The 13,655-nt window shown below is 63.6% G+C and carries 17 protein-coding genes; 7 read left to right on the top strand and 10 right to left on the bottom strand.

Annotated features, from left to right (window positions below; all coding sequences use genetic code 11):
• Positions 1–36: 36 nt before the first annotated feature.
• Positions 37–1,161 carry an acyl-CoA dehydrogenase family protein gene (locus tag BLR34_RS11060; protein WP_092702981.1) on the top strand — a complete coding sequence of 375 codons (1,125 nt, stop codon included), beginning with the start codon at positions 37–39 and terminating at the stop codon, positions 1,159–1,161.
• A gap of 7 nt (positions 1,162–1,168) precedes the next feature.
• Here BLR34_RS11060 and BLR34_RS11055 read toward each other — a convergent pair whose 3' ends face one another.
• From BLR34_RS11055 to BLR34_RS11045, 3 genes are all read right to left on the bottom strand, one after another.
• Positions 1,169–1,408, bottom strand: a complete 240-nt coding sequence (locus tag BLR34_RS11055; protein ID WP_092702979.1) for a hypothetical protein — start codon at positions 1,406–1,408, stop codon at positions 1,169–1,171.
• Between the two features lie 53 nt (positions 1,409–1,461).
• Entirely contained in the window at positions 1,462–2,703 is a 1,242-nt protein-coding gene (locus tag BLR34_RS11050; RefSeq protein WP_092702977.1) for an MFS transporter, read from the bottom strand.
• 80 nt (positions 2,704–2,783) lie between these two features.
• Complete coding sequence (locus BLR34_RS11045; protein WP_092702975.1) at positions 2,784–3,548, bottom strand: DUF2797 domain-containing protein; 765 nt, start codon at positions 3,546–3,548, stop codon at positions 2,784–2,786.
• Between the two features lie 95 nt (positions 3,549–3,643).
• On the opposite strand from BLR34_RS11045, the gene BLR34_RS11040 reads away from it, so the two are divergent.
• Positions 3,644–3,958 carry a YbjQ family protein gene (locus BLR34_RS11040; RefSeq protein WP_092702973.1) on the top strand — a complete coding sequence of 105 codons (315 nt, stop codon included), beginning with the start codon at positions 3,644–3,646 and terminating at the stop codon, positions 3,956–3,958.
• Positions 3,959–3,972: 14 nt separating this feature from the next.
• Positions 3,973–4,434 (top strand): hypothetical protein, encoded by a 462-nt coding sequence (locus tag BLR34_RS11035; protein WP_092702971.1) that lies wholly within the window; start codon positions 3,973–3,975, stop codon positions 4,432–4,434.
• Here BLR34_RS11035 and BLR34_RS11030 read toward each other — a convergent pair.
• Positions 4,431–4,919: a hypothetical protein gene (locus BLR34_RS11030; protein WP_143414153.1), complete on the bottom strand. Its 489-nt coding sequence runs from the start codon at positions 4,917–4,919 to the stop codon at positions 4,431–4,433. The two genes, BLR34_RS11035 and BLR34_RS11030, sit on opposite strands and share 4 nt — an antisense overlap.
• Positions 4,920–5,055: 136 nt before the next feature.
• Here BLR34_RS11030 and BLR34_RS11025 point away from each other — a divergent pair, with 136 nt between their 5' ends.
• Positions 5,056–7,113: a S9 family peptidase gene (locus tag BLR34_RS11025; RefSeq protein WP_092702967.1), complete on the top strand. Its 2,058-nt coding sequence runs from the start codon at positions 5,056–5,058 to the stop codon at positions 7,111–7,113.
• Positions 7,114–7,358: 245 nt separating this feature from the next.
• Here the strand turns inward: BLR34_RS11025 and BLR34_RS11020 are convergent, their stop codons facing one another.
• Entirely contained in the window at positions 7,359–8,285 is a 927-nt protein-coding gene (locus tag BLR34_RS11020; RefSeq protein ID WP_092702965.1) for an NAD-dependent epimerase/dehydratase family protein, read from the bottom strand.
• A gap of 45 nt (positions 8,286–8,330) precedes the next feature.
• On the bottom strand, positions 8,331–9,494 hold the full coding sequence (locus BLR34_RS11015; protein ID WP_176765306.1) for an outer membrane protein assembly factor BamB family protein: 1,164 nt from the start codon (positions 9,492–9,494) through the stop codon (positions 8,331–8,333).
• An 84-nt stretch (positions 9,495–9,578) separates the two neighbouring features.
• Here BLR34_RS11015 and BLR34_RS11010 point away from each other — a divergent pair, with 84 nt between their 5' ends.
• Positions 9,579–9,977: a VOC family protein gene (locus BLR34_RS11010; RefSeq protein ID WP_092702961.1), complete on the top strand. Its 399-nt coding sequence runs from the start codon at positions 9,579–9,581 to the stop codon at positions 9,975–9,977.
• A gap of 64 nt (positions 9,978–10,041) precedes the next feature.
• Positions 10,042–10,974, top strand: coding sequence for a DUF3179 domain-containing protein (locus BLR34_RS11005; RefSeq protein WP_092702959.1), 933 nt, complete (start codon positions 10,042–10,044; stop codon positions 10,972–10,974).
• Between the two features lie 33 nt (positions 10,975–11,007).
• Here BLR34_RS11005 and BLR34_RS11000 read toward each other — a convergent pair whose 3' ends face one another.
• Positions 11,008–11,388 (bottom strand): SpoIIAA family protein, encoded by a 381-nt coding sequence (locus BLR34_RS11000; RefSeq protein WP_092702957.1) that lies wholly within the window; start codon positions 11,386–11,388, stop codon positions 11,008–11,010.
• A gap of 121 nt (positions 11,389–11,509) precedes the next feature.
• On the opposite strand from BLR34_RS11000, the gene BLR34_RS10995 reads away from it, so the two are divergent.
• Entirely contained in the window at positions 11,510–11,767 is a 258-nt protein-coding gene (locus BLR34_RS10995) for a hypothetical protein (protein WP_092702955.1), read from the top strand.
• Positions 11,768–11,783: 16 nt separating this feature from the next.
• On the opposite strand, the gene BLR34_RS17025 is transcribed toward BLR34_RS10995, so the two are convergent.
• From BLR34_RS17025 to BLR34_RS10985, 3 genes are all read right to left on the bottom strand, one after another.
• Positions 11,784–11,957 carry a hypothetical protein gene (locus BLR34_RS17025; protein ID WP_176765305.1) on the bottom strand — a complete coding sequence of 58 codons (174 nt, stop codon included), beginning with the start codon at positions 11,955–11,957 and terminating at the stop codon, positions 11,784–11,786.
• Between the two features lie 42 nt (positions 11,958–11,999).
• Positions 12,000–12,560, bottom strand: coding sequence for a CAP domain-containing protein (locus tag BLR34_RS10990; protein ID WP_092702953.1), 561 nt, complete (start codon positions 12,558–12,560; stop codon positions 12,000–12,002).
• Positions 12,561–12,643: 83 nt separating this feature from the next.
• Entirely contained in the window at positions 12,644–13,600 is a 957-nt protein-coding gene (locus BLR34_RS10985; protein WP_092702951.1) for a succinylglutamate desuccinylase/aspartoacylase family protein, read from the bottom strand.
• Between the last annotated feature and the right edge of the window lie 55 nt (positions 13,601–13,655).

Raw genomic sequence — 13,655 nt, 5'->3', positions numbered from 1 at the left:
GACAGCGTTTACTACACAGGCGTCCTACTGTCTCGTATGGAACTGACCGCCGAACAGGAGATGATTCAGGAGACGATTCGTGACTTCGTCGAGGCGGAGGTCGCCGACGTGGTCGACGAAGCCGACGAGACACAGACGTTCCCGGAGGGCGTCTGGGACGAACTCGCGGAACTCGGATTCGCCGGCCTAACCGTCCCCGAGGAGTACGGCGGATTCGACGCCGACGAAGTCACCTACAGCATCATCAACGAGGAACTCGCCCGCGGGCACCTCTCGCTTGCGACCGCGCTCTCGGTCCACTGTCTCGCAACGTCCTGTATCGCGGAGTTTGGCTCCGAGGAACACAAAGCGGAGTGGCTGCCGGAGATGAACGAGGGCCGTCCCGTCGGTGCGTTCGCGCTCTCTGAGCCCCACGCGGGCTCGAACCCCGCCGCGATGACGACGGAGGCCCGACGAGAGGGCGACGAGTACGTCATCGACGGCAAAAAGCAGTGGATAACAAACGGCACCCGCGCCGGTGTCGTCATCCTCTTTGCGAAGACCGACCGGGACGACCCGGATACGGTCACTCAGTTCCTCGTGCCGATGGATACCGAGGGCGTCGAGGTGGGCAAAAAGGAGGACAAGCTGGGGCTTCGAGCGAGCGATACGACGACGCTCATCTTCGAGGACGCCCACATCCCTGCGGAGTACCGGCTGACCGAGGTCGGACGCGGGCTAAAAGCCGCGTTCTCGATTCTCACCGGCGGTCGCATCGCCATCGCCAGCCAGGCCGTCGGCCTCGCACAGGCGGCACTTGACGACTCAATCGAGTACGCCCACGAGCGCGAGCAGTTCGGCAAGCAGATTGGCGAACACCAGGCAATCGCCCACAAGCTCGCCGACATGCAGACGAACGTCCAGGCCGCCCGTCTGCTCACGCGGGACGCCGCCAGACAGAACGAGGGAGCGGTCGCGCCACAGGCTGCCTCGATGGCGAAGTACTTTGCCAGCGAGACCGCCGTCGACGTGGCCGACGAGGCCGTCCAGATTCACGGCGGCTACGGCTTCACCAAGGACTTCGACGTCGAACGGTACTACCGCGACGCCAAGATTACGACCATCTACGAGGGGACCTCCGAAATTCAGAAAGACATCATCGCCCGACACCTGGGCGAGTAATCACGGCTCACTGACCGGGGACACTTTGTGGGTTCGGATATCTCGGCTCCCGTTTCTGCATGTAGTAGACGAGGACGGCGACGGCACCGATTAGTGGCGGAACGAAGAAGCCGACGAAGAATCCGACGGCCCACATGTCTGCGGTCTCCATCTCTCGTTTTGTGGCGTCCTGATATATCCAGACCGCACCAAGTGCCGCGAGTACGAGCGCGAACGGGCCGGAAAAAGAGATGGCGACGCTGACCATGCTCGTAGTTCGGCCACACTACTGAAAGCAGTTCTGGCGCGCGATGCAGACAGTTACTCCGAGGGAGTTCCCTGATACCGGACCCAGAGAAACGCCCCCAGCCCGGCACCGACCAGCGCAAACGCAGACAGCGCGGTAAAGAAGACCGCAAGCTCGAAGGAGCCGAGCAGGAACCCGCCGACTGCAATCGACGCAGAGCCGAAGCCGAACTCGCCGAGATAGGTGTACCCATACGAGAGTCCCCGACCCTCAGGTGGGGTGTAGACTGCGACGGCCTCCTGATAGAACGGCTGGATGGCAAACAGGAAAAAGCCGAGAATACAACACAACACCACAAGCGGTCCGAGACCGAGCTCGGAGACTGGCACGAACAACAGCGCAAGCGCAGCAAGTACCCCGAAGATGCCGACGATACCGCGCTCTGGACTCACCCGGTCGGTGGCTTTCCCGCCGACGTACTGCCCGCCCATGCCGACGACGAGCAGGCCGACGTAGATGTAGTCGCCGGGCTCGATACCCTCCAGTCCGGGTCCGGGGTCGAAGTTGACGAGCGCGGGCAGGTCCTGCAGAATTTCCGGCAGGTAGGTCAACATCCCGCGGTAGAACAGCCCCTCGAAGGAGACGATGAGAAAGACGACGGCGAAGGCACTCGCAAACAGCGCCCGCGAGTTGGCGAGGATGTCCGTCAGCGAGGAGGGTGTCTCCTCGGTCTCTTCGTCGAGTTCGTCGGCGGCCGCGACGGGGTCGAAATCTGCAGAGAGGCCGTAGGCGGCTGCGAGCAGCCCCGGCACCGCCAGGCCTGTGGCGACGAGTTCCCAGTCGTAGAAGATGAGTAGCGTCGCAGCGACAAACGGTCCAAGCGCGATGCCGATGTTGCCGGCGATACCGTGGTAGGCAAAGACCGTCCCGCGATCGCTGACGCCCGTCGAGATGAGCGAGAGGCCGGCGGGATGATACACGCTGGCGGCGACCCCCCAGAGGACGAGTCCGCCGCCGATGGCGTAGATGGAGTTCGCAAGCGACAACAACAGGAATGCGACGCTCATTCCCGCCAGACAGAGGACGATGAGTCGCTTCGTGCCGTACCGGTCGGCGAGGACGCCGCCGGGGAGCGCACCGAGGCCAAACGGCGCGTACCCGAGCGCGACAATCACTCCGAACAGACCGACGGCAACGTCGAACTCGGCGAGCCAGACGACCAGAAAGATTGGAATCGAGGTCTCGAACCAGTGGACGAGCGCGTGGCCGGTCATCGTGAACCCTGCGATCGCTCTGTCGTTGGCGGTCAGACTCATCGGGGTTGTGGTGTGCTTTTTCCCGACACACTTAGCCTCTCTTGTTTCGACAGATTCTGGTCAGGCGGCTGAAACGACGGTCACTGGAAGGCCGCGAAACTCGACTGGAGGGAACGGTCTGGCTCTCCTTCCGTGAGTTCGTACCCGACTAGGTCCCGGAGGTCGACCGCGTAGGTGCTTCCGCTGTATTCTACGATGAGCACCCGGCCCTGTGCCCCGCGGACGGTCCCGCTTGCAATCGTCTCGGCGACCGGCCGCTCGGTCAGGTCGAGGCCGTACTCGAACGTAAAGGTCTCTTGGGGGTCGAACTTGGCCAGCAACTCCTCCCAGGCGTCGTCGTCGACGACTTCGTGGAGGCCCGCAATCTTCGTCGGTACGCGCACTCGGTCGCCAACGTCGGTGGCAATATCGGCCTCTATCTGTCTAGCGACCCTGCCGTTCGAGAGCGTCCGGAGGTGGGCGGCCCGGTCTGCGCCCTGTTCGCGCAGGCGGGTCTCCAGACGCCACGACCGAGTGACACCGACCTTGAACGTCGCGGGCGCAAACGCCGCGAGATAGAGTGCGTGTTTCTCGTGGCAGGTCTCGAGTGGCATTTCGCAGTCGCCGGTACACCGCGCACACGCCCATCGCGAGGTGTGACGGTCGCAGTACGGAGCCGACATAGCCGAACAGCCGGTGTGACGGCCGTCCTCGATAGTGCCGGCGCAGTGGCGCTCGCCGAGTCGGTAAGTGAGGTCGGTCCCGGGCGTCAACGGCTCCCGGGAGACAGTGCCGTCGCTCGCAAGCAGCAACGCGGCCGCGTCCGTGTTTCCGACCGGAGCCGTCTCGTAGCCGACGACTTGCACGTTCGACCGTATTGAGTCCTGGCACAAAGGTCAATCGTTGCTCGGTGTGAAACACAGGCAACACTTTTGTACGACACTACGTCCTACGACGTGATATGCAGGTCGTAAACACCGACAGTATTCCAGGCGAAGAGGTTGCAGAGACGCTTGGTATCGCGCGGGGCAACACGGTCGAGGCCCGCAACGTGGGGCGTGATATCACGCAGAGTATCCGGAACCTCACGGGTGGTGAACTCAAAGCCTACTCCGAGCTGTTGACCAAAGCCCGCGAGGAGGCACTCGACCGGATGGTCACCGACGCAGAGTCGATGGGTGCCGACGCAGTCGTCAACGTCCGGCTCGAAAGCTCCGAAATCTCACAGGGCGGCTCGGAAGTACTCGCCTACGGCACCGCGGTCAGACTGAAATAATCCGGCCATACCAGATGGTCGAGCAGCACGACCCCGCTCACGCGGGGGTAAAAGCCGGCCGCGTCGTCGGTCTGTTGACGGCGCTTCTCGTCGTTATCAGTCTGTTCAGGGTCCAGGAGTCGTTCGTGGGCCGACTCGTCTCACTCATCGAGTTGACCGGCATCGACCCCGGCCCCTCGGTAACGGTGTACTTCTATCTGTACGTTGGCGGTGCGGCCCTCGGGCGGTACGCGCTCTGTTATATCGTCGGCTCGCTCATCGGCGTCGTCTACGACTGGCTCGATGACCCGCCGGTCGCAGTGCTGGCTGGCATCGCGTTACTCGCCGGGCTTATCGACGGAGCCGCTGCGGCCGGCGATACCCGGAGCATCTTGATTGGACTCGGCTACGTCCTCGCCTGGCTCTGTTACGTGCCGGTCTTTTTCTGGCTGTTCGAGGACGGCGACCGGGGGATTCGCCGGTTCGAGGAGCGCTAGTCCTCGAAGTCGTCTTCGAGTTCGGCGAAGTCCTCGATTGCCTGAATCGTGAGAAACTCCTCAGTCCAGCGCTCGCTGAAGAAGACGACAATCTTCTCGGGGTCGGGGTCGGTAATCTGGAGGCGCTTGGCAGCGGTAACTGCCGCGCGGTCGCTCGGCCCGGCCGCATCGAGTTCGAGTGTCAGCTCGTAGCGACCGGCAGTCGTCAGCACGTCCTCGTAGAGGATTGACGGCTCGCCGTCTTTGTCACCCGATTCGGGCGCGAGGTTCACGTCTTCGTCGAGCACCGTCTCACCATCGGGGTCGACGAGCGTGACCGGCCCGGTAAGGCGGTCCTTCGAGAGATTAAATAGGTTGAGTTCGCCGACGACGTAGTCTGCGACGAACTCGCTGAGCCGCGTACAGCCGGCCAGCGTCCCGGTGACCACCCCTGCCCCGGCCCCGAGAAGGCGTCGACGGCTGAGCGATGCGCGAGGTGATGCCATTTGGTGATAGTTTCGGCTACAGATACAAGTACGCCAGGGCTCGTTGCTGGCGCGGAAATTCGCCGGTAGAAGCTGTGAGACGAGCGACAGCTCCGTAACCGAAACCCCCTTTGGAACAGGAGAACACACCGAGAGCATGGAGCGAATCGAGGCGGTCGATTTCCACGACATCGTGCAGATAGAGGAGCCACGAGTGTCGCCTGACGGCGAGTCGGTTGCCTTCGTCCGTAAGGTGCCCGAGGACGAGGCGTCCTACGCTGCTACCATCTACGTCGTCTCGACTGGGGGCGACGACCTCCGACGGTTTACCGTCGAGGAGGGCGTCGACAGCCAGCCGCGCTGGAGTCCGAGCGGCGACCGGCTCGCTTTCGTCTCGACGCGCGGCGCGAGCGACGACCGCCCACAGCTGTGGGTCCTGCCAACAGCGGGCGGCGAGGCCCGGCAGGTCACGAACGTCGTCGGCGGTGTCAGCGAAATCGAATGGTCGCCCGACGGCTCGACGATTGCGCTCGTCCAGAGCGTGGACGAGGACGACCGCGACACCGGGCGCGACATCGAGGTCCCCGAGGAGTTCGAGCCCGACGACCCAGACCCCCGTGTCATCGACCGGACGGTCTACCGTTCGATGGAGCGGTACTTCGACGGGAAACGAAGCCACGTCTACACGGTCGACCTTGGTGGCGACCGCCCCGGCGAGGACGATTCGATACAGCGGCTCACCGACGGCGATGCCGACTACGCGAGCCCGTCCTGGGGCGAAGAGGGAACACTGTACTACACCAAAAGCATCGGCGACGACCCCGACGACTCCGAGACCTACGAGATTATCGAGCACGACCTCGAGACGGAGACGAGCGAGACGGTCCACACGACGACCGGCTGGAGTCAGGGGCTGGCGGCCACCAGTGACGGACGCGTCGCCTTCCTCTACAACGAGGAAGACCAGTCGACGCTTCGCCAGGTCGAGTTGAACGTCCTCGACGCCGAGACGGGCGACGTGTTCCGACCGACAGCCGACCTCGACCGGACACTGGGGTACGCCGCCGCGCCCCAGTGGGGACCCGACGAACAGCGCCTCTTTTTCACGACGCCCGACGAGGGAGCCGTGTCACTGTGGCGTGTCGACTACGAGGACACTGACCCGGAGCGCGTGTTGCGAGAAGACTGGAGCAGCCTCGACGCTGCCCACATTGGCGAGGACCTCGTAGCCGTCGTCCGTAGCGAGTGGGACCACCCCGGCGACCTCTTCGTCTCGACGCTCGGCGGGGCCGAGGAACACCGCCTCACGCGTATCAACGCCGACCTGCTCGACGACCGGGCAGTCTCGCGACCTGAGGAACTCTCGTACACGAACGACGGGACCGACCTGCAGGGGTGGCTGCTCACGCCCCCGGATTTCGACCCCGACGAGACTTACCCCCTCGCTGTCGAGGTCCACGGCGGGCCACACGCGATGTGGACCACGAGCGGGACGATGTTCCACGAGTTCCAGACGCTCGCCGCGCGGGGGTATGTGGTCTTCTGGTCGAACCCCCGGGGGTCGGCGGGCTACGGCGAGGAGTTCATGACAGCAATCGAGCGCGACTGGGGCTCGGTGACGATGAGCGACGTGACCGCGGGCATCGAGGCGGCGACAGACCGCGAGTACGTCGATGACGACCAACTGTTCCTCACTGGCGGCAGCTTCGGCGGCTACATGACCGCCTGGATGGTCGGCCACACCGACCGATTCGAGGCGGCGGTCTCACAGCGCGGCGTCTATGACTTGACGAGCTTCTATGGCTCGACAGACGGTGCCTACTCGCTCGTCGAGGGCGATTTCGACACGACGCCGTGGGAGGAGCCTGAGTTCCTCTGGGAGCGGTCGCCGACCGGCCACGCTCACGAGGTCGAGACACCGACGCTGGTCCTCCACAGCGACGACGACTACCGGACGCCAGCCTGCACGGCAGAGCTGTTCTATCGCATTCTCCGCAAACACGGCGTCGACACTCGTTTCGTCAGATATCCGGGTGAGGGACACGAACTCTCGCGAAGTGGCCAGCCCGGCCACATCGTCGACCGTATCGAACGCATCGTCCGGTGGTTCGACGGCTACTCCGAGTACCACGACACAGAGCGGGCACTCGACCGCGACGAAGACGCTGGCCTCTCCGGGGGTAATGAGGAAGACACAGCAGAGAGCAGTGAGTGAATAGATTGGTCTTCGGACCTACGTGTAGTCGTCGTCCAGTTCTGTTTCACACGCCGGACAGCGGCTGTTGATGTGCTTGTTGAACGTCCGCCCGCAGTCGGGGCAGTCACGGAGGCGGCCCCCTACGTCGTCCATGTTTCTGGTACGGTGGCGAGCAGTCGTCTTAAAAGTTATCATTTACATTGACACAGTATCTCACTGATGAGCAGCCACCGGGACGGAATCACTGTGACAGAGTGACTGGCTTACAGTTCAGAGCCGAGTTCTCGGGTCGCCTGGCGGACAGCGTCGTCACTCGACTGTGACGGCTCCCAGCCCAGCCCCGCAAGCTTCTCGACGGAGAGGCGCATCCGTGGTACGTCGCCGGTCCAGCCCCGGTCGCCGCCGGTGTGTTCGTAGGTCGGGTCGACACCGAGTTCGTCGGCCACGATATCTGCGATTCGGTCGACCGAAGTGGTGGTCCGCGTCCCGAGATTGAAGACGTTCAGGTCGTCGGCCGCGTTCTCGACAGCGAAGCTGATGGCATCGAGACACTCCGTGATGTGCATGTATGATTTTTCCTGGCGGCCGTCGCCGAGGATGACCAGCCGCTCGGGGTCCTCGCGGAGCTTCTCGATAAAGTCGGGAACGACCGCACCGCGGAGCCGTGGACCGACGATGTTTGCAAACCGGAACACCCAGCTCTGAATCCCGTGGCTGTGGGCATACGTCGAGATAATGCTCTCTTCGGCGAGTTTGGCCGCGCCGTAGGGGCTGATTGGCTCTAAGGGCGCGAAATCCTCCGGCGTCGGTCGCGGTGCCTCGCCGTACACCGTCGAGGAGGAGGTAAATGCAAGTTTGTCGACGCCGACCTCGTCCATCCGTTCGAGGACGTTGTAGGTCATCGTCTGGTTGTCCTCGAACTGTGCCCGCGGGCGGTCGGTATCGACGGCCTTCGCAGCGGCGAGGTGAAACACGCCGTCTACGTCGGCTGTAATCGCGTCGGCGGCCACGTCCGGGTCGGTCAGGTCGCCTTCGAGGACCGTCGCTTCATCTGGAACTGCTGTTTTGTCGCCGTTCGAGGAGTCATCGACGACGAGTACGTCGTTTTCGTTGAGAAGTCGCTCGACGAGATGCGAGCCCACAAAGCCCGCGCCGCCGGTGACGACGAGGCGCTTGTCGCTGAGGTTCATATCCGACCCTGTGAGCGGCCGATAAAGTGTCTTCTGACCTGTCTGTTACCCGCGCGCGGTCACCGTGCTGGAGTTGCTTGTGAGGAGGGCGTTCGACGCCGTGACGAGTGTGGCCTGCCCGTCTGTTTTCGTCTGCCACAGTGTCGTCCCGTCGGTCCGGTCGATGGCGGTTATCGCGTCGTCTTCGGGGACGAGCACTGCGTCTCCGGCGACCGTCGGTGGGCGCTTCGCCGCGGCGTTGTGGTCGTAGGTCCAATCTTGTTTGCCCTCTCGTGTGAGCGCGTACGTCGTCGCGCCTCTGGTGACGTAGACGTGGCTGTCGTCGACAGCCGACTGTAGCCGGCGCGGCGTCTGGTTTGGCAGAGACACCGCCCACAGCTCGCCGCCGTCGGTATCGAAGGCCCGGACGACCGAGCCGGTCTGTGCCACCACGAGCCCGTCGTGAACGACCGGGCCGGCGGTCACCCGTGGCGTCGACCGCGACCAGTCGGTCTCGCCGGTTTCGGCGTCGACCGCGACGACGCCGGTCTGGCCCGAACTCGACCCCAGATACAGTCGCCCGTTTTCGACTGCCGCCGCGTGCGGGAAGGTCCGTTGTCCGGCCGCGGTGCCGACGCGACGAGCCCACCGAACCGAGCCGTCGACCGCCGACAGCGCGTGGACAGTCCCGCTCCAGTCCGGGAGAAACACTGTCGTCACGTCGAAGGTAGGTGGTGCGGTCACACGGGCGTCGACATCGTACAGCCACTCCTCCTCGCCGTGTGGCTCACTGAAGGCGACCAGTCGGCCTCGCTCAGTGCTTCGCTTGCCGCTGGCGAGGATGCGTCCTGCCGTGACTGCCGGCGGCCCGTTTGGCTCTGCTCGGAGCGGGACCTGCCAGCGCTCCGTACCGGTTTCTCCTGAGAGAGCGTGTATCCCATAGCGGTGTCGCGCCTGTTCGGAGACCGAATCGACCGGGACGTACACCTGGCCGTCGACGATTGCGGGGGTGCCAACCGAGCGGGTGTCCGGTAGCTCTGTCGTCCACACCGTCTCCGGGTTGCTCGGTACTCCGGAGACAGTGCGCGAGTGCCCTACGTTGCCGCCAGCGACCGGCCACGACCCGTCGAGGTCGTCCAGCGAGCCGGTCCCCGTGGGACGGGAGAGACAGCCAGCGATACTGGTCGCGACGATACCCGCGAGTGCCTGCCGGCGTGTGTAGGAGGGCATAGTTCGTCTGTCGTCACCCGAGGCTGAAATATCTGGTTTCTCTCGCGTGCCCCAATATAAGTCTCGCAGGCCCCAACCGGGAGTATGGACGTTGTCGACATTGACCATATGGCGATTCGGGTGACGGACATCGACCGCGCGCTGTCGTTCTACCACGACCAGTTGGGGTTGCCGGTCCGGGACCGCGACCGCTACGAGGCGGGCGAGGTTCCCTACGTCGCGGTCGTCGCCGGTGGACGACACATCCACCTCGTGCCGACCGACGACGATGTGGAGGTCGGCGGCGAACACCTCTGTCTGCTGGTGCGCTCTGAGACGGTAGACGCTCGGGAGGAACTCGACGACATGCTGGCCGACCTCCGAAACCACGGCGTCGAGGTCGAGGACGGCGAACCCTACAAGCGATACGGTGCCTACGGCCGGGCGTGGGCGGCCTACGTCCGTGACCCCGACGGCCGTCGGGTCGAACTCAAACTCCACTAGTGGTCTGTCTCCGGAGCCACACACACAGCACACATTCTTACCTGAGACAGGTGAATCCAACTCCATGAACGTCGTAGACGTCCTCGAGAAAGACGCCATTCCGAGCATCGATGACCCCGTGTTCGGCGAGAAGTTCGTCGGCGGTGCAGACGACGAGGTCCTCGTCCTCGACGGGGACCCCCCGAAGGCGTACCCGATTCGCATCCTCAACTTCCACGAAATCGTCAATGACCGCATCGACGGCGACCCGGTAGCGGTGACGTGGTGTCCCCTCTGTGCCAGTGGCGTCGTCTACGAGCGGACCGTCGGCGAGCGGGTGCTGACCTTCGGTGTCTCGGGGAAACTCGCCGACGACGACCTCGTAATGTACGACCGCGAAACCGACTCCGAGTGGAAGCAGTCCCGGGGCGAGTGCCTCTCTGGCACCTTCGAAGGGACGGAGTTGGCCGTCCGGCCGGCGGGCATCATCACGTGGGAGCGGTTCTGTGTGGAGTATCCAGACGGTGTCGTACTCCAGCCACCAGACATCAAAAGCGAGGCAGCCAGCGACGACGACCAGCCGGCCCCGGTCGATTACACCGACGACCCTTACGAAGAGTACTTCGAGATAGACGAGTTCGGCCTGAAGGCACACCGCACCGGCGAGGGGCGCTCTTGGGACCGCGAGGATGTCAGCCCGAAGACGCTGGTACTGGGAATCGAACACGGCGGTGAGTCCGTCGGCTACCCCGAGCCGCGCCTCCGCGCTGAGGGCGGTGTCGTCACCGACACAGTCGGCGATATGGACGTGGTGGTCACCGCCGCCGACGGCCTCCACGCGTTCGAGGACCCCGGCTACGACTTCGCAGTTGTCGACGGCCGACTCGGTGCCGACGGCACGACGTGGGACCCGGCCACCGGCGTCGCCGCCGACGGTCGCCAGCTCGAACGGGCCCCCGCCCGGCGGCTGTTCGCGTTCACATGGCAAGACGACCACGGCCCGGCAGCGTTTTACTGAGCGCGTCGGCGTCGCGGCTGTGAGGAGGCGTCGTCAACGGCCGCCCCGTGCCCACTCGATTGCCGTATCGAGGTCTTCGAACGCCTTGATTTCTGCGTCCGGAACATCGAGCTTGTTCTGGAGTGCGAACCGTTTGAGACCATCCGCGACCAGCGCACCGCGTTCGTAGTTTGGCAGCTGTGAGGACTCCTGTGCTGCCTGTTCCCAGACCTCGAGGACATCGTTTCCGAGCCTGTCGTCGACCTCGACAAGGTCGGCCGTTCCCACGATGTCGTCTTTGTGCTCGCCGATTATCGCCTCGAAGGCTGGATACGCTTCGGTTTCGAAGGCTTCGAGCGGCATCTCCTGACCGAAGTGACCGACGACGACTCCGTCTACGAACTCGAGGCTCCAGTGTTCCCCGTCTTTTCTCATACAGGCCAGCTTAGTGATAGGCAGTGATATTATTGTGGGTGACACACTCACACAAGGTACATAGACAGGGACGTCGCTGGCTTCGACAGTTCTATAAACCAGTGCTGCAGAGATACAAACGATGATTGACGACAGCAAGAAACCGCTCCTGTTCGCGTTCATCGTTGCTGGGCTCGCAGCGACGGTGTCGGTGCCGCTTTCGTACATCGTTGGCACAGTCACGACCATCGCATTCGGGACGGTTCACGACACCGTCGGCGCTGGTGACGTCACGTTTGGCATCATCACTGGCGCCATCACAACGCTGTTTTTCGTTGCGTACACCAGCTACGCCACGTACAGCTTCAGCAAGGCGAAGTACGTCAAAGACTCGATTTGAAGGGCCGCGTCGCGTTTTACTCGTCGTTCAATCTGTCGGTCAGCCTGTTGCTCAGGTAAAACCCCAGCATCCCGAACGCCGCTGCGAAGACGATAGAGACCGGCGAGAGGTCGTAACCGAGCACCGACACCAAGGTTCCCCAGATGAGCAACAGCCCGGTCGTCCAGGCGAACAGTCGCCAGGTTTCCATATTCCATCTTTGCGTGGCCGCCTAAAGACGTACCGTTCCCGTCTACGAACAGAATACCTGCGTGATGTAGACCGTATCCTCGTCGGCGACGACGCCGACACCTGTTCGTGACCAGTTCTCGGCCACGATATTCATCAGGTGTCCCGCAGATTCGAGCCACGATTCGACGGCCGTCTCTGCCAGTGGCTCCTCGTGGTTCTGTCGTGGTAAACGGATAATATTCTCGCTGACCGCCTGGCAGGCTACCCCGGCGCGGTCGACCCGCTGGCTCGGGCCGACACCATCGGGAGTCGTGTGGTTGAAAAAGCCGCGCTCGGCCATATCTCGGCTGTGGTTGCGCGCGACGGCGCTGAGGGTGTCATTTCTCGACAGTCGTGTCAGGTTGCTCCCGGCGCGGGCGTCGTTTACCTTCTCGTGGACGAGCGTCTCGGTCGTCCCCTCGTCGAGTTCCAGAGACGGATAGACTCGGTCCCACGCCGGGAGCCGGTCCTCGCCCGGAATGCCGTTTGCGCCGACGAACGCGACCCCGGCGACGCTTCCGACGAGGAGACACAGAGAGACCGCAATCGCCCGGCGGGAGCGAACTACCGACTGCCAGTCCATACTCGCGATAACGCCCGAACGGACATAAAATGCGTACCGAACTCGTAGCGGCTATTGGAATCGAGACAGCCGCGCAATTGCGATCAGTACGTGTCGATATCCGTCCCGACAGAACAGACGTACTCGCCGGAGGCGACCGGTGGGCGGCGCCGGGTCCGCCAGAGGATGCCCGAGGTATCGGCGGTGATGTCCGCCTTGACGGTTCCGAAGACGTCGGTCACGGTAAACAGCGTCGTCCCGCGCGAGACCGTCTCACCGAGTTCGACCTGGAAGTCGACGATACCGCCGACGGGTGAGCCGTACTGTTCGAACCCGCTGGCGCGGGTCTGTGAGCGCATCGTGACGTGCCCGTCGAGGAAGTCGTAATACCGGAGGACGTTAAATACCCCTTCGACTCCGTACTGGACGCTCTCCTCGTCGAACCCGACGGCGCCGCCGAGTTCCGGGTCGACAGTCGGAATCCCTTCGTCGGGACCGACACGGGCGAGCTGGCCGTCGGGGCCTTTCTGGTCGAGGATGTGTCCACAGCCAAACACCTTGGCGAGTTCGAGACAGTCGTCGTGGAGCCGGTGGCGCCGCCCACACCTGACGCGCACCTCGTTTATCATCCGCGAGGTCGAGCCCTGATGCAGGTCGACAATCAGGTCAGCCCGGCGGGCAGCACCGAACGTCGCCGCGGCGATGCGTTCGGTCGAGGTGCCGTTCTCGTCACCGGGATAGGTCCGGTTGAGTTTCGTATCGTCGATTGGATTTCGGTGCTCGCCGCGCTGGAAGGCGTGGTAGTTGGCGACGCCGACAATCAGAATCGTCCCCGAGAGTTCCCGCGGGTCGAGTCGTGGAACGACCCGCTGGAGGGCGCCGACGCCGTTGAGTTCGTCGCCGTCGCTTGCGGCCTGCATGTAGAGTGTCTTCCCCGTGCTCGTGCCGTTGACGACCGCTACGGGCAGCGACACCGTGCTGCCGTCGCGGGCCTCGCCGACGTCCAGTTCACCGGTGGCCATCTCCCCAGGGTCGGCACGCGCCGTACCCAGACGTGTCATTATTTGTAGTGGCGGGTGCACGGTCTTTAGCGGTTCGGTATCGCGCAACTGGTCT

Source organism: Halovenus aranensis, assembly GCF_900100385.1.
In the GTDB taxonomy this organism is placed as follows: Archaea; Halobacteriota; Halobacteria; order Halobacteriales; family Haloarculaceae; genus Halovenus; species Halovenus aranensis.
Note: the sequence above shows the minus strand (reverse complement) of the source record. Positions and strands in the feature narration are given on the sequence as shown.